Consider the following 23273-nt stretch of genomic DNA (forward strand, 5'->3'; position numbering starts at 1 on the left):
TCGATTGATTAATTCGCAGTGGACTCAAAGTCTCTTTCCTCTTCCTGCTCCGTTATACCAAGAACTTCGAAACGATCTGCCATTCCGCTTTCCGTTCCGGCATATCGTTCCCGATTGAAGCGTCCGGAAAGTTCATCTCTACGCACCGGATCAAGCAGAACTTCACGAATGTTGCGCAGACCTGCGCGTCCGAACCACTCCCAGAGCGCCTCTTCGTAAAAGGCCTCTTCACGGTACATTTGCAGTAAGGCTTCGCCGAGCACAGCTGCTTCTTCCGGACTACCGGCCACGCCGATCAGTTCTCCCTGACGAACCGGATATTCAGCATGTCCGCCGGCATACAGTTCCCAGCCTACCGGACATCGCCGCAGCCCGATATCCCGAACCAGCACACCCGAAGGATAGGCGGAGCCGGCAGACAATGCTGCTTCAACGGGACCCGGGAGCTCGATCGCCCGCCAGCGTTCGGACCATTTCTCCCCAATGCTGTACGTCTCACTTTCCGGTACGGTTGAAGGCTTAGCTGCTGAAGACAAGTGAACGGTCACTCCATAAATTGGCGCTGCTTTGTCTTCACATCCGCCATCCATTCTCTCTCCCCGCTGACCGTACAGATAATAGAGGACCGCCGGACGGCAGATCTCGCATCCTCCTTCCCAATTCACTTCAGGCGTCAACGAAATAGACGGCAAAGATTTGCTTGTTTCTTTCGCAAATGAAGATGTCTGCGGAACGAACGCGGCAGCTGCCTTAACTGCGGCTTTGAATTCGGCTCTTCCGACAGGCACGCATCCGCATACCGCTTCCTCGGCAGGCTCTTCCGCAGGCGCTTTTGACAAGGCTCTTCCGGATTTTGCATATTCGACAAGAGCCGTAACCATTGGTCGGCAGCCGCCGCAGGAACCTGAAGCACCGGTAGCGCGCTTTACTTCATCGACTGCCGTGAGGCCGTCTGCCGTTACAGCCCGCATAATCGCCGCTTTGCTCACACTATTGCAAGCACAAACCGTTTCCGCTTCAGGGAGCGCAGCAGCAGCCTCTTCCGCACTGTTCCGTCCGCTCGACTCCGAAGACAGCGCCGCCACAAAAGCTCTCTGCCGGATCAGCTTCAAAAGCGCTCCGGATTCGGCAGTATCTCCGTATAAGATCGCGCCAACAATTCTTCCTTCCTTCATCGTCACTTTGCGGTAAACGCCACGGATACCGTCTTCCATCCGCTGCGCAACATCAGCTTCGCCTTCGCGAATTTCGCCTGCCGAGAACACATCAATGCCCGATACCTTTAACTGCGAATATACAGTAGATCCTCTATACGGTTCAGTGGGCACTTCGCACAACCGGTGTGCCAATACTTTGGCTTGTTCATACAGCGGAGCCACGAGACCATAGGCGATCCCCCGATGTTCGGCGCATTCGCCGATTGCGTAAACGCCGGGCATACTCGTTTGAAGGTGATCGTCGACCAAAATCCCGCGGTTAATATGGATACCGCTGGCTGCGGCAAGTGCTGCGTTCGGCTGAATCCCTACTGCAAGAACAACCAGATCTGCTTTGATTCGGTTTCCATCCGAAAAAAGAAGACCTTTTGCACGGCCTATGCCGGTAATACTTTCAGTGATCGTGTTTAATCGAAAATTCATCCCCTGCCTCTCCAACTCCCGCTGAAGCTGTTTCGCCGCCGTTTCATCAAGCTGACGATTCATTAAATAGGATGCGTTATGAATAACTTCCGTTTCCAAACCAAGATTCAACAGTCCCCGAGCGGCTTCCAGTCCGAGAAGTCCGCCTCCGATTACGACAGCCCGACTGCATGTTTCAGAAGCTTGAATCATCGCCGAACAATCTTCTAGATTTCGAAAGGAAATGACGCCCTTTTTGTCTGTTCCCGGAATCGGAGGAACAAAGGCAGATGAGCCTGTCGCGATAATTAGATAATCCCAGCTTATATGCAATCCCGAAGCTGTCTCGATTTCTTGCCGTTCGCCGGTTTGAATACGAATTGCCCGTTCTCCGGTATACAAAGTAATGCCGTGCTCCCGGTACCATTCATAAGGATTAAGCACGATCTCATCAAAGGAAGCATTGCCCTGCAGCACTTTCGAGAGCAGGATGCGATTGTAGTTGGGATGCCGTTCGTCCCCGATCACTGTAATCTCGAAACGATCGGGACTTAACTTCAAAATTTCTTCAATACAGCGAATCCCGGCCATTCCGTTTCCGATTACAACCAGTCTGGCTTTAGGCGCGACCATACTTCATCCCCTCTCCTTGGTAAAAGTTCGTATTCAGGGAAATTCGGACATAAAAAGCCTACCCTCTTTCCATAAGAAAGAAGTGTAGGCTTCATTGCCGATGCAAAGCGGTACTCCATTGTACCGCGTGACTAATCACAGATTAGGGGATTATCGTTTCAAAGTCAACAATTACGTCAGATTATATAACATAAATTTCATTGAAATGCTGATGAACAGCTTTATTTTTCAGAAATAAAAATTTTTAAGTCAATTATATTGACATAGGGCACTTAAATTTTTATACTTTGCTTAATCAAAGGCCGCACAATGATGTGCAGTCCCAATCCGGCAACGAGGCCGCGGTTCGTTCTTATTTCTAAGGACGAACTGCGGCCTTTTCGGATTTTTGACAACCTTAGACCATTTGTGAGGAGATGAGAGATGATGGAGACAGAGAGAAAAAGTTTTTGGAAAAGCGGGCATACCCCAACGTTGTTCAGTTCTTTTTTGTACTTTGACATGAGCTTCATGGTATGGGTAATGATCGGACCGCTGGCCGTTATCATCGCAGCCGATTATCCGATGGATCCGCTGCAAAAAGCTCAGCTTGTCGCTCTGCCCATACTGGGGGGTTCAATTCTCCGCTTGGTACTTGGCGCGCTTACCGACTACATAGGTCCCAAGCTGACCGGTCAGATCGGAATGTTGGCCACTTTGGTTCCGTTGGTTATCGGATGGAAGTTCGTCCATTCTCTTGATCAGCTCTACGTTGTCGCTCTTCTTCTTGGTGTAGCCGGCGCTTCTTTTGCTGCTGCACTGCCGCTAGCTGGCCAATGGTATCCGAAAGAACATCAAGGATTGGCTATGGGCATCGCTGGAGCGGGCAACAGCGGCACCGTATTGTCCACACTGTTCGCTAACCGGATCGCGCAGCACTTCGGCAGTTGGGAAGTTGTGTTCGGATTGGCTATCATCCCGATTGCCATCGTCTTCATTATCTTTACGATCTTTGCCCGCAACAGTCCGCACCGCCCTGCACCCAAAAAGCTGTCTCATTATGCATCGGTACTGCGTCAGGGCGATGCCTGGGTATTCTGCATGTTCTACGCCGTAACCTTTGGCGGATTTGTCGGCCTTTCCAATTATTTGACTATTTTCTTCAATGCGCAGTACGGTCTATCCGCGGTAAGGGCAGCCGACTTCACGACCCTCTGCGTTATTGCGGGCAGCTTCTTCCGTCCCCTCGGCGGTTATCTGTCCGATCGATTCGGCGGAATCCGAATGCTGACAATTCTCTTCTGCGGCGCGGGAGTTATGCTTGCCCTTGTCGCTTCCATGCCACCCCTTGTGGCTGTCGTCTCGATCCTATTTGCCGGCATGATGTGCTTGGGCGCCGGTAACGGAGCTGTATTCCAACTTGTTCCACAACGCTTCGCCAGCGAACTGGGATTAATGACCGGCATTGTTGGAGCTGCCGGCGGCTTGGGCGGATTCGCGCTCCCTATGCTGCTTGGCAAACTGTATCAAACTACAGGCAGTTATACGCCAGGATTTATCTGCCTCAGTGGAATTGTCCTGCTCGCACTCGGCCTGTTGGTCTTCATGCATCTTAGATGGCGTACAACATGGGCTGCTGCGGGAGGCGTAGCTGCTGCCGCTCCGGTGACTGCAATGTCGAGCCGAATGGAGTCCTAATATCTGATTAACAAAAAAACGGCTTTCCCTGAAGAACATTTCGGGAAAGCCGTTTTTGTATAATTTCTATTAAAACCGTATTCTGAACACCCAGAATACGGTTTTAGCCGCGCGCCAAATGTTCGATCAATTCCGGCATCCAGTCGTCTAAACGGCGGAAAACAAAACCAGCTTTGGCAGCACGTGTTGTATCCATTGCCCAATCGTCCTCGATGCCAAACGGCGAAGCTTCGCCCTCCGGTCCTTCCGGTAGGACGATTGTAGAACCGCCCGTTTCCCGATCAATCATGGCAAACAGTTCGCGCAGCTTCGGCTTGCCGTCCGAAGCGGCATTGAACGCCCCACTCTGTCCCGTTTCGCCAAGCCACTTCAAAAAATCCGCCGCTTCTTCTTCATGGATAAAACAGATTCTGGCTTCCGTATTGGGCATGACGAATGAAACGCCATTTTTGATACGCTCCACATGGAAATGCAGCCGTTTCGTATAATCGTTGGGACCGAGTACAATCGGAAAACGTGCCGCTGCCGCCGGGAAAGGCGCTTCGCGGAAAAATACAGCTTCCGCCTGGATTTTTCCTTCTCCATAGGAAACTTGACCGACCGGACTTGGCGCTATTTCGAGTGCGGTCGTATCCACTTCTTCTTCCTTCCTATCGGCAGAACCCACGCCGTACACAGCCAGAGTGGATGTAAGCACATAATGACCCACTTTACCGGTGAATACACGGATTGCCGCACGTGCTTCATCAGCGGTATAGCAGATGTTATCGTAGACAACATCCCAATTTTTTCCTTGGACAGCCACAGACAATGCAGTCTCGTCCGTGCGGTCTACCTTGATACGATTTACCTGTTCGCCAAACGGGTCCTCTGTATTTCCGCGTGTGGCGATCGTCACCGAATGACCGGCTTCAAGCAATTTTTCTACCAAATGTCTGCCGAAAAAGCGTGTGCCTCCCAGCACCAGTACATTCTGTGTCATTATGTAAGCCCTCCTCTTCGTCCGACCAAATTCGTGTACCGCGTGCAAATGTCCAAACTATTTACACCGGTACGCTTTATCAGCATAAACGAATCGCATTCTGAATAAAACCCCTCTGACCTGAGAAACTCCTGGCCCTATTTAGCGGGTTATATGCTTCTCACCGTCAAGCACACCGCGCACTTCGGCCAATGTCGGCAGCCCTTCCCAGTCACCCTTAAACTGAGTAGCCATTGAACCGAGCAGGTTGGCCCGATGCAGCGCTTCGTGCAGCACTTCTTCGCCAAGACCTTCCGTCAACTGTTCCCGATGCTCGAGCAGTACAGAGAGCAGCCCCGAAGCGAATGCATCTCCTGCTCCAACCGTATCAATCAATCGATCCACCTTAAAAGGTTCTGCACGTACAGAAGCCTTTTCCGTAAATCCGATCGAGCCTTCCGCCCCAAGCTTCATTGCCACAATTTTTGGCCCCATCTTCAGAAATGCTTGGCCATACGCTTCAATATCCCGATGACCGAGCAAGAATTCCGCTTCTTCATCGCCCGGCATAAAAATGTCGCAGAGCGGAATAAGCGAGAGCAGCGTTTCCCGTGCCGTCTCTTCGCTCCACAACTTGCGGCGCAAATTGGGATCGAACGAAACTGTCAATCCTTTTTCCCGGGCCAACTCCATCAACTTCCGCACAGCGGGCGCCGTATGCTCGCCAAGAGCCGGTGTAATGCCTGTTACGTGCAGGTGACCGGCGTCCTCTAACCAGGATTCATCGATCATATCCGGAGATAACCGACTTGCGGCAGAGCCCTTCCGATAATAGTAGACTGCCGGGTCGCCGTAACGCTTGAAGTCCTTAAAATAAACAGCCGTCGGCGCTTCCGGATCACGAACCGCGTGAGACACGTCGACCCCTTGCCCTGCCAGTGTCGTCAGCACCAGATCGCCGAACGGATCGCTGCCGAGCCGTCCTACCCAACGCACCTTTTTGCCCAGTCTCGATAATCCGATCGCTACATTTGATTCCGCGCCTGCCAGCGATTTGGTGAATAAAGGCTCGTACTGCAGCGCCCCTTGGTTATACGATTGAAACAAAATCATGCTTTCTCCGAGTGTCACGACGTCTACTCGATTTTCCTGCATCTCTTTTTGTCCCCTTCCCGGCTCTAGTGCCGCTCCATGTTTGCCGCTGCAGTCAGCGACCCCATCTATTGAATGCGCTATCATTAATCTTCTTCCAGTTTACGCGTTAAACCCCTTACGGACAACCCTATTAACCTGCTCGGCTCCGACTGTTTATCAGGTGGCCCATGGGCAGCCGACACTGTTATAATTAGAGAACGTTTTGAAGAAAAGAGGGGATTCTATGGCATTCGGCATCGACAGACAGGAGCTTATGTGCTGGAAAGCTTCCGTAAATCGCGGCGAAATCGCTTATCTGACTCATTTTTGGCTGGATCCCCGCTTTCCGGGCATCACATCGGTAACGAAGGTTGGCTGTTCCGACCTCAATCGTTTGTCACGCTGGTGTCTTGATCATGGGCTCGACCCTGCTTATATTCATCACCGCGAACGTTATCCTCATTTTGATCTGATCGGTTCCAGGCAGGCCGATATTTTGCGAAGCGAAGGCTTATACGATCAGCTCGAACGTTTTGTCGAACGAAAACATTCGTAAGCAGTGTTCTAAAAACAAAATCGTTCAATTCAAATAAGCCCGCCCTCATTCAATGTAGGGACGGGCTGTTTGCCTGTTTGCCAATCTATTTGCTGAAACAAAAAGCCGCAGACCAATATTTAAACCGGCAGGCCCCGCTCATCTGTCTGCGAAAACGGAATATCGGCGCAAAACATACTGCCTTCGCCTTCGCGGCTTTCCACAGATATTTCCCCACCCATTAGCGTGACAAGTTCTTTGCAAATCTTGAGTCCCAACCCGGAGCCTCCATACAATCGTGTATGCGAAACGTCCGTCTGGCTGAATGCTTCGAACAAACCGTCGATATGTTCCGCCGGAATACCTATTCCGGTATCCTCTACCGAGAAGCGGATCAGCCGCTCCCCACGTTCGACTTCTCTCCTCAGCTCTTCAACAGTCAGCGTCACACTTCCATCATTTGTGAATTTCAACGCATTCCCGAGCAAGTTGTCGAGCACCTGTCGAAGACGATGAGGATCGCCGAAAATTCGCTGCGGCAAGTTCCCTTCAATTTCCAGATAAAACTTCAGATTCTTCTTATCGGCGCGCAGACGATGTGTATGCAAAATCGAATCCAACATTTGTCTCAAGTTGAATCCGATCCGCTCCAGCTTTATATGACCATCAACGGCACGAGCCAGATCCAGCGTATCATTGGCGATGGTAAGCATCGTGTCCCCATTGCCTTTCGCAAGTTCCAAATGTTCCCGCACATCTTCCGGCAGGCTTTCGTCCATCAATACAATATCCATCAGACCCAGCATTCCGTTTAGATTGTTCCTTAACTCGTGGTTGAGTTTTCCTACAAATTCGATCAGCCCACGGTTTTGCTGATCGGCAGCTTGGGCCGTGCGGGCCGCCTCCTCTTCCAGCAGCTTGCGGTCGGTCACATCGTACTGTAAGCCGACGAACAAAATGCAGCGACCTTCAGCGTCAAAGACCGGATCAATATTCAACTCATTCCAGAATGGACTTCCGTCACGTCGGTAATTCAAAATTTCTGTCCTTACCGGGAGACACTGTGACAGACGTTTGCGGATCTCACGAGTTGTCTCGTTTCGCGTATCTGGACCTTGCAGAAAACGGCAGTTGTGTCCAAGTACCTCCTCGCGAGAATAACCGGTCAATTCCAGAAAATAGTTGTTAACGAAGATCAGCGGCTGTTCCGGATGCAGAGCATCCGTAATGGTGACCGAAGAACGAAGCTCGCTAATAATTTGTGCCCAATCCGGCGCCTGGGCCGGCAAGTCGTTCATCTCTTCCGTTCTCCTCTCCTATTCGCCCCACAGCGAAACGCTTAAAACTCAAATCTTATCCAGCGTATCATAATACTTATCTTTTTTGCCAACTTGTTCTCCGGTTCTCGTAAAAAAAGCGGTTCTTCCACTAAATCGGAAGAACCGCTCGACTTAAGCATATACGGACGACGGTTAGTTATATTCGGAATACAAGTCTTTACATGTAATAAGGTCGTACACATACCGGTTTCGACACACTGACCGTATTACCGGTAAATGTCAAACGTCCGGTGTCTTTATCGACAGTGAATACCGCAATGTTATCCGAGTCACGATTGGCCGCGAGCAGGTGGCTGCCGCTTGGCGTAAGGGCAAAGTGACGAGGATGACCGCCCTCGGACGAAATATGCTGTACGAGGGTTAATTGACCGGTCGCTTCGTCAAAGGCATAGACGACGATGCTGTCGTGGCCGCGATTGGCGCCGTACACGAAACGTCCGTCTGCCGACAATGCGATCTCGGAACAGCCGTTTTCGCCCGTATAATCGGCCGGAAGCGTCGGTACAACTTCGATCTCGCTTAGCGATCCGTCTTCGGCATTATAGCGATACGAAGCGATCGTCGAATTCAGCTCGTTGATGACAAAAGCGAATTGGCCGCCGGGATGGAAAGCAAGGTGACGAGGCCCAGCACCTTTCGCCGTATGGGTATCGCCGTGAGCGATCAACTTACCGGCTGCATGGTCAATCGAATACGTGCGAATCAGATCGAGACCAAGATCTTGAACGAGCAGGAATTTCTCGTCCGGGCTGAAGAATGCAGAATGCACATGAGACGAAGCTCCGTCCGTACCCTGATGGGTCTGCACATCAAGCAGCTCGCCGATATGACCGTTTTCCTTAAGCGACACGAGTCCGACCATGCCGCCATGATAGCTTGATACAACGAGGAAGCGGTTATCCGAATCGCGCTGTACGTGGCAGGTTGTCTTCGGCGTTGTGTTTGTTCGGTTAAATCGGGTCAACGTACCGTTTTCGTCAAAATAAATCATCATGACTTCACCGCTTTTATCGCCATCGGCCGGTTCTGTTTCACCGATTGCGTAAATACGCCGATTGTCCGTATCCACATTCAAGAATGTCGGATTTTTCAATCCTGAAGTCTGATCCAGCAGGCTGAGCGTTTCTTCTTTTTCATTGAACTCGTAAGTGTATACGCCGCTTGACGTCGATTCTGCATACGAACCAACGAAAACGAACATTTTCTGATCTTGCGTCATGTATATTCCTCCTGATCGTCATTTGCCGTGATCCCAAACGGTTAACGCACTCTGGCGCATCTTCCCTACATACCCATTCCGAAGACGTGCTCCAAGCCGCGCCTTCCGCGGATGCGGCTTATTTCCCGGCGATCGCCGGTGGCTCGGTTGACTGAGCGATATAAATTAAGTATACCGTAGTCGGTGTTAAATCCCAAACGAAAGCAGCCCACCGGCAATTTCTGCCGGCCCTGCCGCTGTACATCATGCAGCTATATAGTTGCACCATAGAAGCACGTCGTTATTCCGTAATCTTTATACCTTCAAGCCGTCTGTTCAATGATCCGCCTGACGAATTTAGAGTTAATTCAGAGAGCTGCGAACCACGAAGGCTGATCCCGGCTGAAACCGTCATGATCGGCAGCAAGACGTTCAACAAGGGAGATGGCCTGAGGCAGACGCTCAGGGAAACGATCCAGTGTCTCGACCAGCAGAGAAACGGCACCTGAAGCGGCATAGAAGGCATACAGTTCCCAGAAATAAGGCTCCGGTTCCTGGCCTCCATGATAGCCCAAAATCTGTCCGGTACAAAATAATGTACTGATTTCGCGTCCGCCGAGCCCTAAGCCGGAAAATTCGTATATGGGGTCTCCCCAACCAAAACGCTCAAAGCCGACAACTCCTGCGAGTCTGCCGTTTTGTACAATTAGGTTCGCCGGCTGAAAATTGCCGTGTTGAAAAACGGTCGGCCGGTTTTCCAGCAAAATTTCTCTCGAACAAATTCTTGATGCGATCGCTTCGAATCCTTCGAACGATATGCTTTCGGTTTCGAGTCGAGCCAACTTTCCGGCAATCTTCCTGCCATAGTCATCCGACCATTTCTCCGCCTCTTCGGGAGCCTCATAGCTTGCAATTCTTCTTAACGCTTCGCCGGCCTGCATCCCGATTCTCAACTGCTGAGGCTTGGAGGAAGACAGAAGTGCCTGCCCGGCATCTTCACCTTCGATATAAGAAACCAGCAGAAAGTGAATGCCTTCCGGCTCCCACAGTCCAATAGCGATCGGCCGCGAACAATTTACAGGTATGGCCTGAATTCGGTGCAGTGCTTCAAACTCCGTCCGCTTGCGCGCGACAGAGGCTTCACTGAACAAACGCAGCAGATAAGCGCCATCGTAACCATAGAAATGAACTTTGTATTTCCGGTCGCAGGATGTCCCGCCATGCAGCGGCCAGGCTTCGATGATTTCCCCCAGTGGGGCAATTTTTCTCCCCAACAGTTCTGCAGCGCCAACTTCCGATTTTTCACCGCCGTTCGTACCGTTCATGTCGCCTATACCATTCACCTATTTCACTCCCTTCCGCTTTGAAATGTTCCGTACTCGGCCCAAATTTGTGCATGACCTTAGATTCATAGATTGTGCTTGATTATACGCGCAAATGATTTGTTTTTGAAGGAAATTAGAGGGAATCATCCTTGCATTTATGTGTAAAACAAGCCTTTTTAACAAAAAAATGTCCTCCTGGAGGAGGACGGTCGTCCATGAATTTGTATCATCGGGTTACGTACATAGGATTCAGTTTTTAGACACGATTTTCCGCATTGCGCGGCAGTTTAAGCGTTTTGAGCTCGTAGGCTGCATGCGAAGTGGATAATACGTGATCCGGCGGCTGTTGTCCGCGGCTGTTGCGATGACCTTGGATGTGCGCGTCGCTCTTCTCCCAGTTTTTCCATGCTTCTTTGGATTCCCAGCGAATCTGCACAACGACTTCCTCTTCACCGCGCCGTACTTCTTTCACAAGCACTTGAATATCGACAAACCCAGGCTGCTCTTCTACAATTCCCGGTTGGGAAAATCGTTCGACCACAAGTCCTGAAGTTCCTTCTTTTACCGTAATCGTTCTCATCACGACAAACATATTTGCCGCCTCCTTCGTTCACGTTCGATTTTTGCCCTTCTGCTGCAAGTCGGAAAAGCTGCGCTCCATCATTTCTATATCCTAATTGATAAAGATTATCATTGTCAAGTCAAATAATGGAATATGTACTGCCTTATTTCGACGAAAAAGACTTATCTTCGCCTATCGAAAATTGCTTAACAAAAGAAAACGGGAGACAAGCCGTTGTCGGCTCGTCTCCCGTTGCAACTTATAATATCCACTTTAAAGCGTACCGTCAACCTTTATCCACAATTTTATGCTTTTCCGGTAACGCCAACACGGCGATACAATTCGTCAAGATGCGACAGCGCCCATTCGTCCTCCGGAGCATCTTCCAGTCGAAAATTTAGCTCGTCGTGGAAATCTTGAATCATAAAATCTTCCGGTGCACTGCCCAACACTTCATCGAAATCGTAAGCAGGCAGTTCGACCGACCCTTCTGTCGCTCCCAAAAGCCAGGCCATCCAGTCCTCCAACCGCAGTACGCCCCGTGCCCACAGATCAAACTGTAAGCTCAGCACATCCTGCATACGGTCATAGTCTGCCGGTTCGGCATACCGCCGACACAGCAGCACTGCAGTTCCGAACAGTTCGTCCAACGCTTCCTGCTCACCGGCGGACGGCTGGCTTTCCAGCCCTTTCATATAGTCTTCGACCGCAATCGTCTTCCCGTCATCGTACAGCAGCGGGGTGTTCGACAGTGCCCATAGCGCCTGCTGAACCTCTTCCTCCCCAATATCAGCGCGCAGCGCGGCATTCACCCATTCTTGCAGGTTCATTGTATTCCCTCCATCAAAGTTCATTTAAGCCAAACTCTTATCTTAACAGCAGATAGATGCCTCCCGCCATCATTAACAGCGACACAACCGCCTGCAGTAAACGTATCGGCACCTTAATTCCGAGAATACTTCCCGTAATTGGCGATCTGCCCCGACTAACCATATCGTAAGCAAAATCAAAACCTATGACCAGCATAATAATTCCGGATACAAAATCGAACATTCCGTCACTCCTCTTCGCATAATCAGCTTAACAAGTATTCTGCGGATTAGACTTGCGGAAACGGCAAAAGGTTTTGACGACTTTTACAATATTAGCACCCGGTCAAGAGTTTGGATTCGGACGTTCGGGCTGTTCGATTATTCGTACACCTTCAGTCTGTCTTCGACCTCCTGTATCCACTTTCCTTCAGGATCGGCCAAAAGCGTATCCCAACCCATCATTCGGGCGGTCTCCAAATTATCTTCCTTATCGTCGACGAAACAGATTTCCGATCCCATCAGATGCAGCGACGCGACCCTAAACAATCGAATGTCCGGCTTATGGAACCCGGCTTCGCTGGATACGGTTATACTGCTGATACGGTCTTCCTGCCCTTCCAACAGCGGCATGATCCATGATGCCACATGATTACTCAAAATATGAATGTCCGCGCGCTCACTCCAACCTTCCAACCTGCCAAGCGCCGGCAGCGGAATTAGTGTCTGCTTCAACAGTTCTTTTGCTCTGACGCTCGGTACATTCGGGCAGACTTCTCTCAGCCAGTTCCAAAACTCGTCTTCCACAATCGTTCCCTGCCACAATCCGGAACCGATCTCTTTTTTGTATTGAGCTCGCAAAAAGGTTCTATCGATCGCCTCTTCCTGCGCCAATCCGCTCCAAAAATGATCCAGATTATCCGCCAATACGCCGCCAACATCGAATACGAGTTGGAGCCTAGTCCGTGCCTCAGCGTTCATGATGATTTTCTCCCGAATTTAATTTTGTAAACAGATAGAGTACGGCATATATGCCTCCCTGCAGTACAAACATCCCTCCACCGAACAGGATCAAATGCCTCATCCAAGCTGGATCGCTCATTAGTGCTGCCATGTCCTGAATGAGCATCAGCGGATCGGATACAACGTCCCAACTGTTCCAGCGGATAAAGCGCCCCATGTAAACACCAAAGCTTGAGAGCAGCAGTACAATTACGGCAAATGCCGTACCGACGACTTGTCCGTAAGCACGGGAAACCAATCGGTGCACTGAATAAAGCGCTGCAGAAGCGATCAGCAGACCGATTAATGCCGCCAACAGCATCGGAAGCAGATGATGCCAGAATCCGATATCACCCCAAAAGCGCTGCCGCGGATCGAACGCATAGTTCCGGAATACATGGAGCAGGTCCGTCAGCAGATAGGATGCGTTCGGATAAAAGAACAGCCACAGCAGTCCTATTCCGGCAAGCAGTATTCGGCGAATCGCTCCCTGCCGACCGATGAAGACCACGTCAAGCCCTATGGCCGCCGCTGCAGGTATCCAAGCGAGAAAATAATTCCAAAGCATAAAGCGGTACTGACGAACGCCTGCACCGCTGCGGATATCCAGCAGTACAGCGAGGTCCAGCAGGGTAAGCAGCAGAAGCGTCAGCCAAATGTACAGTTTCCAAGGATATTGAAGCGATCTGAGTTTATTCATTGTTAACCTCCGTTCGTACAGGAGGATGAGTTATTTTCTGCACGTGTCAGTTCAAGCAGCCGCTTCACGATGCCGATTACCGTGCCTGGCTTATCTACCTGAACATGATGGCCGCTGCCTTCAACTTCGATTAATCGGCTTTTTTCCGACAGCTGCTGCATCTTGAGTGCCGTGCTGTACAGCGTCCGTTCAACCTCCTGCCGGATCGTCGGTTTGGGCGATCCGGCAGGTCGGTAAATGCCCGCCTTGATAACGGCCAGCGGAAGCCGTGCAAAGCGCGACCTTGGTACGCTGCCCGTCTCGCCGACAAAGCAGTTATACTCGCTCTCGGCCGCTTCCAGGCTGTTGGCCCTGAACACACTCGTCCATATGGCATTCTCGGCTTGTTCCGGCAGCTTGGCTGCAAATTTGCCGAAGCCGGGAATCCAGCGGCGCTCCGCCAGCCAGGGCAGCAATCCTGTACGGGCCACATGCTTGGCAAGACCGTATAGACGAACGCTAAGTCTCTGACGCTTAAGATACGGAATCGGAAAAAGACCTCGGATTTCGTCCTCATGCGAAGCATCGATCAGCACCAGTGCTGCCACATCTTCCGGATACCGCTCCGCATACAGACGAGCATAAAAACCGCCGAGCGAATGGCCGACCAGAATAAAAGGGCGAACGATACCCAAATGTTCGACGAGACGTCGCAGATCTTCTACACAGCGGTCGCTCGTTCTCGGCAGAGGGCCCGGATCGCTAAAACCGTACCCTGCCCGGTCGTAGACGAGCGTCTGTGTCAGTTTTGCGATCTCCGGATAGACCAGCGTCCATACTTCGGAGGATACCCCGCAGCCGTGCTCGAACACGACAGGCGGATACCTGCTGGAAGTTCCGGCAAGCACAGCGTGCAAACCGTCGACTTTTTGTCCAGCGGGGAGGACCGAGCCCCTGTGTATTTGCTTATTCATCGGCTCCACCCCTTATCGGCAAAGGAAACATTTACGCCGCCTTCGCTCGTTTTTTTTTATTATACTATAGCTCTCATGCAAACTACGAATAGCCCAGGCCGGACATTTTTCAGTCTTCTCCGATTTTGGGTAAACTTTTTCCACTTCTAAAGCGTCTAAAAGAATGGAATTGGTATAATGAAAAGAGGGAGTATTTCCATTATTCCTTGCTTCGGCCGGCTTCCCGCAGAGACTGCGGCATGCAGCCGAATTTTGTCCAAATCAGGAGGTCATTATGAAATATACATCTATAGAGAAGCCGCGCACTGCGGCACTTAAACATAAACGCGAACTGCGTCGTTCAAAACGGGAGCGTTATGCTGTAGTCCGGATCGGTGCTGCTCTCTGTCTGCCATTGATTCTGCTGCCTGCCGCGGCGACACCCGCTTATTCGGCAGCGCTTATTCCGCAGCAGGAGAGTCCCGCTTTGACAGATTTAAAGACGACGATGTCTCAGCTGCCCGTTCCTTATTTCAAAAAAATACCTGTGGAGAACAACAGCGCCTCACTCGGTGTCAGTTATTACGAAAAAGCCGGCGTCCCGCTTAATGTAACAGGCCGTACGGGAGAACTGCTTGAAGTACGAACACCTTTCGGCGAGAAGGCTTACGTACCCGGTTGGTATACCGAAGCCCAAGCGGCCGAGACTAAGAAATCAAATCCGGTTATTGTTCAGCTGCGTCCCGATGCCAGACTGCATCTGTTCCCGGATAGCGAGCTGTCCTGGCCGGCTGCTTATGCCCCGGTCGGTGCCCTCTCCGCCATCCGTTACGGCGACTGGTACGGCATATCCCTGCAGACGGAACCAGGTTATGAAAATGGGTCCGTCGTTCGTCCGGCCCTGTTGTGGGTCCAAGCTGCAAAGGTGCAGAGCACCCAACAGCAGCCGTCCGGTCTGCTCTCGGCCGATTCTACTGTTCCGACGGATATGGTCCGCAGTCTGACCGAAACGACACTGCATACTGGAACGGCGGAGGAGCGGGTGCTCCAGCTGCTTGGCGAGCCTTATTCGCGCACGCCTCTCCCTCATTTCGAGACTTCTTCGGCAGAAGGCGAAGAGAAGGAACGCGGCGAACTGTGGCGATATGAGCGAAGCGACGCTCAACTGACGATTTCGTTCGATGCAGCAGGCAGGCTGAGTGGATGGAACTGGATTTTGCCGACGGCGGAAGCGGCGCAGGTGGGTGTCAATTCGAGTCAACCCCCCTACACGTTCCAATACGATTTCCGTACTCTTCCCCCTGCTCTCTCCGTCTCGCCCAAGCCGCTTTGGCAATCTCAGTCGTCTCTCGATGCCCAGTATTTACTGGCGGCAGCAGACGATGTGCTGCTTGTGCAGGAAGACAACGCTTATATCGGCAGTAATCAACCGAAGAGCAGCATCTATGCGCTGGACCGTTCGAACGGAGAGCGGCTTTGGAGCTTGGATACCGGTTATGGAGCACTGGGCGTATTGATCGGAATTAACAAAAATTCGGCACTCGTACTTACCGGAACCGCTTCGCAGGAAGGCCATCCTCCTATGCTGCGAAGCGTGCGCTTAAGCGACGGTGCACTGCGTTGGAGCCGCAAAGCCGGCGAAGCCGAGCAGGCTCTCTCTCTACGCATGGCAGCGGCCGGAACGTCTCTCCTGCTCAGCACTCAGCCGAGTGAGAACGAAAAAGGAATACTGACCGCGATGTCCCAGCGCTCGGGCATCGTTCGCTGGAGCAAAGAATTTACCGACCCGTATACGGTACTGAACCAGGGTTCGGATGATCCGTACGTTCTGATCCAGCAGGGACGCTGGATTCAGGCGCTTGATCATCGTACCGGTCAAGCCGCCTGGAGCTTGAAAGCGGACGAATATACACAGCCAAGTCCCTATTTGACTTCCGATTACCTTGCAAGCGAACGAGCAGACCTGTTCGTCAAGAACGACGGAACACGCTGGGTCACGCTCGGCGGCGATTGGGTGCGGCTGAACACGTCCAGCGGAGAAATTTTGGGCCGTTATCCAAAACGTTTCAACGAACAGATCGATGCGCTGGGCGGCGATTACCTGCTGATCCGACGCGCAGTCAACGCTTCAAATTACGAGTCTGGTTCGTTGTTTGAGACCATTCTTTACAATGCAAAAGAAGACCGGGAACTGTGGACGATACCCGGACGTGCCGAACGTACGCTGCTCGGCGAAGATCGGCTGTATGTATTGATGAACGGCATTCCCGCGGCATTGTCACTGGAGAATGGACAGCCGATCTGGACAACGGAGACTTCGGAATTCGCTCTGAGCGAGCTTCGGGGACCCGTTCAGGCGGGAAGCTTTATGCAAATCGGCGATTATCTGCTTCTGCCGTACGGTCCAGACCTGCTCTCTTTCGACAAAGGGACAGGTGAACTGCTGCGCCGAATCGACGGATTTTCCGTCACATACAACGAGAACAACGGCCGCTTGATCCGAAACGGGATACTCAACAACGACGGGCAAACGATATACGTCGGTTCAGCAAATGGACAGTTCACAGCTTATAACGCCAAAGAGATAGAAAAAGCGCTTGACGACATCATGCAGATTCCGGCTTCCGAGTAAAACAAAAAAAGAAGTCAGACAGCGAATAAATTTAATCCAGGATTCATCTTTTTTTGCGTGGGAAGCGTATAATGATATCAAGACCTACCACACCTCACCCCAAATTTCGAGGAGGGACCGTTATGACAGGCAGACCGAATTATGCTTTGTGGATGACCGAGTTTTTACTCAGTTCCGATCCCGTCAAAGAGCAGCGCATCCGAGAAGTCGAACGGGAGGACAATCCGGAGTTGATGAACAGCATTCGCTTCCATCTTTCCATGCGCGATCAGGTTTATCTGCTTCGCAGAAGAAGCCGTCGCAGAATCGGCTGACACGTTGTTATCGCTATCCGCAGAAGCGCTCAGTTGGCGTTTTTCATTTATGAGTCTGCCCAAGGCTAAGGGACAGGCTCTTTTTCCTTTTTTTGCGGCAGGAAGCCCAATTGGCGTATACTGAATAACGGAGTGAATTTTCGAGGAGGAACCCCCAAATGAATACCCGTCAAAAAAAAGCGATCGGCATTGCCGCAGGTGTTGTCGCAGTAATCGCCATAGTCGCGCTCATTATTTTTCTTGTTATCGCAAGAGCGAACCCGCAGGAAAATCCGTTTGGACTGGAGATGGGACAGACATTGAATGCGGACAGCACAGGCGTTACGGATAACGGAAAATCATTCAGCCGGACCAAACCGATCTATGCCTTTGCCCACTACCCGGATACGGACATAACCAAGAATCAGACGGCGATTATGTCCGTTATTTCCGAGAGTACGGGCAAAGTCATTCAACAGCAGCAGATTGAAGAAAACGACAGTACCGAGGTCATCCGCATGGATTTGGAAAACGTGGATTGGGAACCGGGCATTTACGAGCTGACTTTTGCCCGCAGCGGTACGATGATCGGTACGATCAATTTTTCGCTGCATCAATAAGCGGCTGTTTGCTTCTTTACGAAGCGATACGCTGACACGCACATGACGCATACCTTTCCGGTATGCGTTTTTTTGTAGTACAATAAGCCCCGAGACGATTGTACAAGGAGGCTTCTTTTTAATTCGATGAACAACTACCAGACTTATTTTGAACAGAACCGTGACAAGCATATCAGCGAACTGAAAGAGTGGCTGTCCATTCCAAGTATCTCAGCGCTGTCCGAGCATAAGGGCGATGTTCGCCGAGCGGCAGAATGGCTGAAAGATGCACTGGTCCGTGCCGGACTTGAAAATGTAAAGCTGAACGAAACAGACGGACATCCGATCCTGACAGCCGACTACCTGCATGCGGAAGGCGCACCGACCCTGCTGATCTACGGTCATTATGACGTACAGCCAGTCGACCCACTGAACTTGTGGGACACCCCGCCGTTCGAACCGACCGAGCGGGACGGCAAACTGTATGCACGCGGATCGACAGATGACAAAGGTCAAGTATTCCTGCACGTGAAAGCGATCGAAGCCGTTCTTCAACAGGAAGGCAGGCTTCCTGTGAACGTTAAACTTTGCATCGAAGGCGAGGAAGAAGTATCCAGCCCGAATCTAGTAGAATTTCTGAATGCCAATGCGGATGCACTCGCGGCCGACGCCGTCCTGATCTCGGACACCTCGCTGCTCGAACGCGGCAAGCCGGCGATCAGCACCGGTCTGCGCGGATTGTGCTCGCTTGAAGTCACGCTGAATACGGCTAATACCGATCTGCACTCCGGTTCATTTGGCGGCGGCGTGCCAAATGCTCTGCATGGCATGGTCAGCCTGCTGAATTCGCTGCATGACGAAAAAACCGGCCGTGTGCTTGTCGACGGATTCTATGACGACGTTCTTCCGCTGACCGAGGAACTACGCAGCGAGCTGGAGAAGATGCAGTACGACGAAGGCAAGCTGAGAAGCGACCTGGGCCTTGATGCCCTGTTTGGCGAAGAGGGGTTCTCATTCCTGGAACGCACCGGCGTACGCCCGACGCTCGAATTGAACGGCGTATACGGAGGATTTCAGGGCGAAGGCACCAAGACGGTGATCCCGAAAGAAGCGCACGCCAAAATCACCTGCCGCCTTGTGGCGAATCAAGACCCGCAGGATATTCTGAACAAGATCGAACGTCATCTGCACGCTCATACGCCGGTCGGTGCCAAGATCACGATTGTTCCCGGTGAAAAAGCGTTTGCGTTCAATATCGATCCGTCCCATCCTTTCCTGCAAAAAGCGGCGGATGCCTACGAAGCGGTATACGGCGTTCGTGCCCTGTTTACCAAGGACGGCGGCTCTATTCCAATTATTGAAGCATTCTCTCGCGTACTGAGCGCTCCGGTTGTCCTGATGGGATTCGGCCTGCCCGACGAGAATCTGCACGCTCCGAACGAACACTTCAATCTGGAGAATTTCGACAAGGGTCTGCTGACTCTCGTTCAATACTTAAAAACGCTATAACGCCGGTTCGGCTTGTGCAGTTATTTAAGTAGTTATTTGAGCAGTTATCTAAAATGAAAAAAGCCGTTCCCTAAAAGGGAACGGCTTTTTTATGATGAGCCATCTATTCCGCATAGTACATAAAGCCGATGGCTCCAGGTCCCGTATGCGTGCTGATGATCGGCGTCGTATACGCGATTTCAACTTGTGAATAACCGGTCATCTCATGAATCTTATCCTTAAGGTTTTCTGCCAGCTTAAAGCCTTCCGCGTGTACCAAGCCAACTCCCTTGATTGTGCGTCCCTTTACGTCATCGGCAAACTGCCGGGCAAGATGCTTGACGACTTGGGCATGACTGCGGGCATTCGTTACGATACCGAACTCGCCGTCTTTCAGCGTACCGATCGGTTTGATGTGGAGCAGAGAGCCGATCAATGCTTTGCCTTTGCCGATTCGTCCGCCTTTCACCAAATTCTCCAGTGTATCCACGACTACAAACAGCCTTGTCGCAGCACGAATCTCATCCAGCCGGGTTACAATCTCATCCATGCTTCGCCCTTCCTTTGCCATGGCTGCAGCTTCGAGCACTTGGAAAGAAAGTCCTTTGGAAATATATTTGGAATCGATTACAGTCACATTCGTATCTGTCATATCCGCTGCCATTGCTGCCGAACGGACTGTACCACTCATGCCGCCGGTCATATGGATGGAAATAACATCGAAGCCTTCCGCGCCCAAGCGATCGTAAAGCTCGACAAAAGTGCCGGCCGCGGGCTGCGAACTTTTGGGCAGTTCAGCCGATTGAATCATTTTCTGAATAAAGGATTCGGGCGTGATATCAACCCCATCCATATACGTCTGTCCCTCAATTGTAAAAGAGAGCGGAACGACTTCAATCTCATGTTCCTTCAATACCGCTTCGCTCAAATCGACAGTCGAATCCGTAACCACTTTAATTTTGCGCATTCGTCACTCTCCTGTACCCAATCAGCCGACATCTTCTGCCGCCAACTGCATGGGAAGATGTTCGTCATAGCTGTCTATTCAGTATACAAAGCTTGCAGGCGTTACACAAACCCAGAACAAATATGCAAAATTTCACTTATAAGAATTTCATGTATTTATATAAATAAAAATTTCACATCTTCATATAAACAAAATACCCTGTTTGATTTTCGTTTAATCGGAAGTGGGCGCTGATTGTCTTCCCGCATAATGCGGCTGTCCCGGATCGACATCAAGCACAATGCGGTGAGGAGCGGCCAGCGCATACTGATGCTCGCAGCGCCATCGAACGTTCTCCGTCGGCCCGAATGTCTCTCCATCCTTGATGACATCTCCGCAGTCGAACAAATAATATCCCAGATTCGTCAGCTGACCGGCAACCTCATTCGGCTCCAGGTCGTAGAAATGACACTGCACATCGGGAACGCCCAGAGCGGCCAAGCCAACTGTATCCATCAGCATTTCGCTGCGTTTACTGCCCATATCTGTATCTGTATTCTGCACGTTGAAAAAGCGTACATTCATCGCCCCATACAAAATTCCGCCGGCTTCGATCGCCGTCAGGTAATCGCCAGGTTCCAGCAGCTTGTCGCTTTCCCGGAAATACACAGCGTCGCACGGAGCGGTCTCCAGCATCGCTCGCAGCGCCCCGGTAATAAGCCGAAGCCTTTCCTGCGGCAGCAGCCCCGAAGCCATCATGTCAATCAGCCGCACGGAATATTGACATTCCTCAACGACCGCTCCTGCCTCCGGCCAATGCCAAGCCTGCTGGATCGCCGTCTCGTATTCGGAAGCCGGACGGTTCTTTGTCGGAATCAAGGAGGTCTGGGCAGGCATTTCGCCATCCGCAAATTTGACGGGATAGTTCAGATGAAAAAAGTGCAGCATATCTGTCTCCGTCTCGGACGACGGTTCCCATACAGCCAAGTTGTCCTTCAGCTTCTGTTCCTCCGGCCGATCAACCGTTCCCGTATACAGCTGCATCTTCTCATACAATCTTTCTCTCGAAAAATTAGGCTTTTTCTTGTACTTCAGTTCCACCGTATATACCCGAGCAAAACCGAAATCTCGTTCTGACGCCAGCATATCTTCAGCAGTTAACTCTGGCTCTTGTTCGCTCCGTTCTTCCGTCTCGAAGTGTTCTTGTTCGTTTGTCATCTCTTATGCCCCCTTAAGTGGTGTAGGAACCGTTAAGCCGACCTGTCAGCTCGAATAATAAGAACCGTATGTACGATCAAAACTGCCGTTCAATAGATCTTCTTAGTATAAACGATACAGACAACAATTTCCCAATCCTCCCATTCGATAAAACACTTACTTGCTGCAAAGCTCTTTTGGATTGACGCATTTCCTTTCCGATGTTCGGACAAACTGGTAAAATGAAAAAGCTATGTGTAAAAAAGGGGGGCCGCAATTGGAATCGCTCAGGCGCTTGATGGCCGGTATCGCCGGATGGCCGCGCAACGTTAAACTGTTTTTCGCCGCTAATCTGCTGTATCAGATCGGCGGCGGCATGTTCTCCGTTCTCTACAATCTCTACATTCAGGGCATTGGCTATACGGATGCCATGAACGGCCGTGTTGTCAGTATTCAGTCGCTTGCGACAGCTTGTATCTTTATTCCGATTGGACTCTTCGGCGACCGTCTCAGCCGCAAGATGCTGCTGATCATTGGCGCTTTGTTCAGCGGGGTCGTCTTCGCTCTGCGCGCGATCGCCGAAACGGAACCTATGCTGCTTGTGCTCGCTGTCTGTTCCGGTATATTCGCCGCCTTCTTCCAGGTCCTTGCGATCCCGTTCTTGGCCGAAAACGTTAAGAAGTCCCAACGTCTGGCCCTGTTCAGTGCGTATTCTTCGTTAATGCTCGCTGCACAGGTATTGGGCAGCATGGGGGGCGGCGTACTTGCCGATTTTCTGCAGCATAATGGATTCGATCGTGTAACGAGTCTTCGCTTTACGCTGTTCGCAGGCGGCATTGCCACTCTCGCGGCTTTTGCACCGATGCTGTTCATTCGTGAGGCTCGCAGACAATCCGAGCCGCCCAAGACTTCTCCGGCGGCCGTTGGTCGGAAGCCGGATGCAGCGAACCATCAGACTTCCGGCGAATTGAACACACATGTTTCCGAAAATCCGAGTGCAAAAACTGCCGAACCTGAAGCTGCCGCCAAAAAGCCGGAAAGCAGCTCGCGAATCATCTTCTGGTTCGTACTCGCCCAGCTTCCGATCGGACTTGGATCTGGACTTGTCGTCCCTTATCTAAACTTGTATTTCACGAACCGCTTCGGTGTCTCGCTGACGACAATGAGCCTGCTCATCTCGCTGGGTCAGATCATGACGATCGTCTCTATGCTGATCGGTCCTTCCCTCTCCAGGAAAGTCGGACCAGTCAATGCCGTCGTCATTTTCCAGATGCTGTCGCTCCCTTTCCTGCTCACGACCGGATTTACAAACGTCGCTATCATTGCTTCGGTGACCTTCCTATTCCGCCAGGCTCTAATGAATGCGGCTAATCCGATTCAATCCGCAATTATGGTGGACCGAATTCCGGACAACAAAAGGGGCATTGCCAATTCACTGACTCAGACAGCCTTTATGCTTGGATGGGCAAGTATGGGTCCTGTCCAATCTCATCTTGTGACAACTTACGGCAATTATTGGGGATACGCCATTACTTTCAGTATTACAGGTGTCCTCTATGTGACGGCCTCCCTGCTGTACTATTTCAAATTCCGGGAGCCTCGTTCAAAACGCCAAATGAAAGTTTCGCCGGCAGGTTGAGCCTTCCTCATCTACGTCCGCACAAAAAACCGTACCGTGACGGGAAACGTCA

21 protein-coding genes are annotated in these 23273 nt (G+C 51.3%); 7 read left to right on the plus strand and 14 right to left on the minus strand.

Annotated elements, in window-relative coordinates:
- Positions 1-8 precede the first annotated feature (8 nt).
- Complete coding sequence (locus tag F456_RS21505; RefSeq protein WP_018975124.1) at positions 9-2252, minus strand: FAD-dependent oxidoreductase; 2244 nt, start codon at positions 2250-2252, stop codon at positions 9-11.
- A 423-nt stretch (positions 2253-2675) separates the two neighbouring features.
- Between F456_RS21505 and F456_RS0100955 the strand changes: the two genes are divergently transcribed.
- Positions 2676-3929, plus strand: a complete 1254-nt coding sequence (locus F456_RS0100955; protein WP_018975125.1) for a nitrate/nitrite transporter — start codon at positions 2676-2678, stop codon at positions 3927-3929.
- A gap of 103 nt (positions 3930-4032) precedes the next feature.
- On the opposite strand, the gene F456_RS0100960 is transcribed toward F456_RS0100955, so the two are convergent.
- A complete protein-coding gene (locus F456_RS0100960) occupies positions 4033-4911 on the minus strand; it encodes an NAD-dependent epimerase/dehydratase family protein (protein WP_018975126.1) in 879 nt (292 codons plus the stop codon).
- 141 nt (positions 4912-5052) lie between these two features.
- Positions 5053-6045: a sugar kinase gene (locus F456_RS0100965; RefSeq protein ID WP_018975127.1), complete on the minus strand. Its 993-nt coding sequence runs from the start codon at positions 6043-6045 to the stop codon at positions 5053-5055.
- Between the two features lie 223 nt (positions 6046-6268).
- Here F456_RS0100965 and F456_RS0100970 point away from each other — a divergent pair, with 223 nt between their 5' ends.
- Positions 6269-6580: a hypothetical protein gene (locus F456_RS0100970; RefSeq protein WP_018975128.1), complete on the plus strand. Its 312-nt coding sequence runs from the start codon at positions 6269-6271 to the stop codon at positions 6578-6580.
- A 119-nt stretch (positions 6581-6699) separates the two neighbouring features.
- Here F456_RS0100970 and F456_RS0100975 read toward each other — a convergent pair whose 3' ends face one another.
- The 9 genes from F456_RS0100975 to F456_RS23365 form a co-directional block, all read right to left on the minus strand.
- Positions 6700-7857: an ATP-binding protein gene (locus F456_RS0100975; RefSeq protein ID WP_018975129.1), complete on the minus strand. Its 1158-nt coding sequence runs from the start codon at positions 7855-7857 to the stop codon at positions 6700-6702.
- Positions 7858-8056: 199 nt separating this feature from the next.
- Positions 8057-9118 carry a lactonase family protein gene (locus tag F456_RS0100980; RefSeq protein ID WP_018975130.1) on the minus strand — a complete coding sequence of 354 codons (1062 nt, stop codon included), beginning with the start codon at positions 9116-9118 and terminating at the stop codon, positions 8057-8059.
- A gap of 347 nt (positions 9119-9465) precedes the next feature.
- Positions 9466-10440, minus strand: coding sequence for a phosphotransferase family protein (locus F456_RS0100985; protein WP_018975131.1), 975 nt, complete (start codon positions 10438-10440; stop codon positions 9466-9468).
- A gap of 238 nt (positions 10441-10678) precedes the next feature.
- Complete coding sequence (locus tag F456_RS0100990; RefSeq protein ID WP_018975132.1) at positions 10679-11014, minus strand: antibiotic biosynthesis monooxygenase family protein; 336 nt, start codon at positions 11012-11014, stop codon at positions 10679-10681.
- A 275-nt stretch (positions 11015-11289) separates the two neighbouring features.
- On the minus strand, positions 11290-11814 hold the full coding sequence (locus F456_RS0100995) for a hypothetical protein (protein ID WP_018975133.1): 525 nt from the start codon (positions 11812-11814) through the stop codon (positions 11290-11292).
- 37 nt (positions 11815-11851) lie between these two features.
- Positions 11852-12037, minus strand: a complete 186-nt coding sequence (locus tag F456_RS0101000) for a hypothetical protein (protein ID WP_018975134.1) — start codon at positions 12035-12037, stop codon at positions 11852-11854.
- A gap of 137 nt (positions 12038-12174) precedes the next feature.
- Positions 12175-12774: an HAD family hydrolase gene (locus F456_RS0101005; RefSeq protein WP_018975135.1), complete on the minus strand. Its 600-nt coding sequence runs from the start codon at positions 12772-12774 to the stop codon at positions 12175-12177.
- Positions 12764-13495, minus strand: coding sequence for a DUF1361 domain-containing protein (locus tag F456_RS0101010; RefSeq protein WP_018975136.1), 732 nt, complete (start codon positions 13493-13495; stop codon positions 12764-12766). The genes F456_RS0101005 and F456_RS0101010 overlap by 11 nt, the downstream gene beginning before the upstream one ends.
- 2 nt (positions 13496-13497) lie before the next feature.
- A complete protein-coding gene (locus F456_RS23365) occupies positions 13498-14448 on the minus strand; it encodes an alpha/beta fold hydrolase (protein ID WP_018975137.1) in 951 nt (316 codons plus the stop codon).
- A gap of 274 nt (positions 14449-14722) precedes the next feature.
- Between F456_RS23365 and F456_RS0101020 the strand changes: the two genes are divergently transcribed.
- From F456_RS0101020 to F456_RS0101035, 4 genes are all read left to right on the plus strand, one after another.
- A complete protein-coding gene (locus F456_RS0101020) occupies positions 14723-17059 on the plus strand; it encodes an outer membrane protein assembly factor BamB family protein (RefSeq protein ID WP_018975138.1) in 2337 nt (778 codons plus the stop codon).
- Between the two features lie 122 nt (positions 17060-17181).
- Positions 17182-17373, plus strand: a complete 192-nt coding sequence (locus F456_RS0101025; protein WP_018975139.1) for a hypothetical protein — start codon at positions 17182-17184, stop codon at positions 17371-17373.
- A 158-nt stretch (positions 17374-17531) separates the two neighbouring features.
- Positions 17532-17972 (plus strand): hypothetical protein, encoded by a 441-nt coding sequence (locus F456_RS0101030; protein WP_018975140.1) that lies wholly within the window; start codon positions 17532-17534, stop codon positions 17970-17972.
- A 126-nt stretch (positions 17973-18098) separates the two neighbouring features.
- Positions 18099-19460: a dipeptidase gene (locus tag F456_RS0101035; protein WP_018975141.1), complete on the plus strand. Its 1362-nt coding sequence runs from the start codon at positions 18099-18101 to the stop codon at positions 19458-19460.
- A gap of 103 nt (positions 19461-19563) precedes the next feature.
- Here F456_RS0101035 and F456_RS0101040 read toward each other — a convergent pair whose 3' ends face one another.
- Together F456_RS0101040 and F456_RS0101045 are read right to left on the minus strand one after the other, a co-directional pair.
- Positions 19564-20406: a DegV family protein gene (locus tag F456_RS0101040; RefSeq protein ID WP_018975142.1), complete on the minus strand. Its 843-nt coding sequence runs from the start codon at positions 20404-20406 to the stop codon at positions 19564-19566.
- A 213-nt stretch (positions 20407-20619) separates the two neighbouring features.
- Positions 20620-21603 (minus strand): DUF4261 domain-containing protein, encoded by a 984-nt coding sequence (locus F456_RS0101045; protein WP_018975143.1) that lies wholly within the window; start codon positions 21601-21603, stop codon positions 20620-20622.
- A 256-nt stretch (positions 21604-21859) separates the two neighbouring features.
- Between F456_RS0101045 and F456_RS0101050 the strand changes: the two genes are divergently transcribed.
- Positions 21860-23221, plus strand: a complete 1362-nt coding sequence (locus F456_RS0101050) for an MFS transporter (protein ID WP_018975144.1) — start codon at positions 21860-21862, stop codon at positions 23219-23221.
- Positions 23222-23273: the final 52 nt, after the last annotated feature.

Origin of the sequence: Saccharibacillus kuerlensis DSM 22868 (assembly GCF_000378145.1) — a bacterium.
Lineage (GTDB): Bacteria > Bacillota > Bacilli > Paenibacillales > Paenibacillaceae > Saccharibacillus > Saccharibacillus kuerlensis.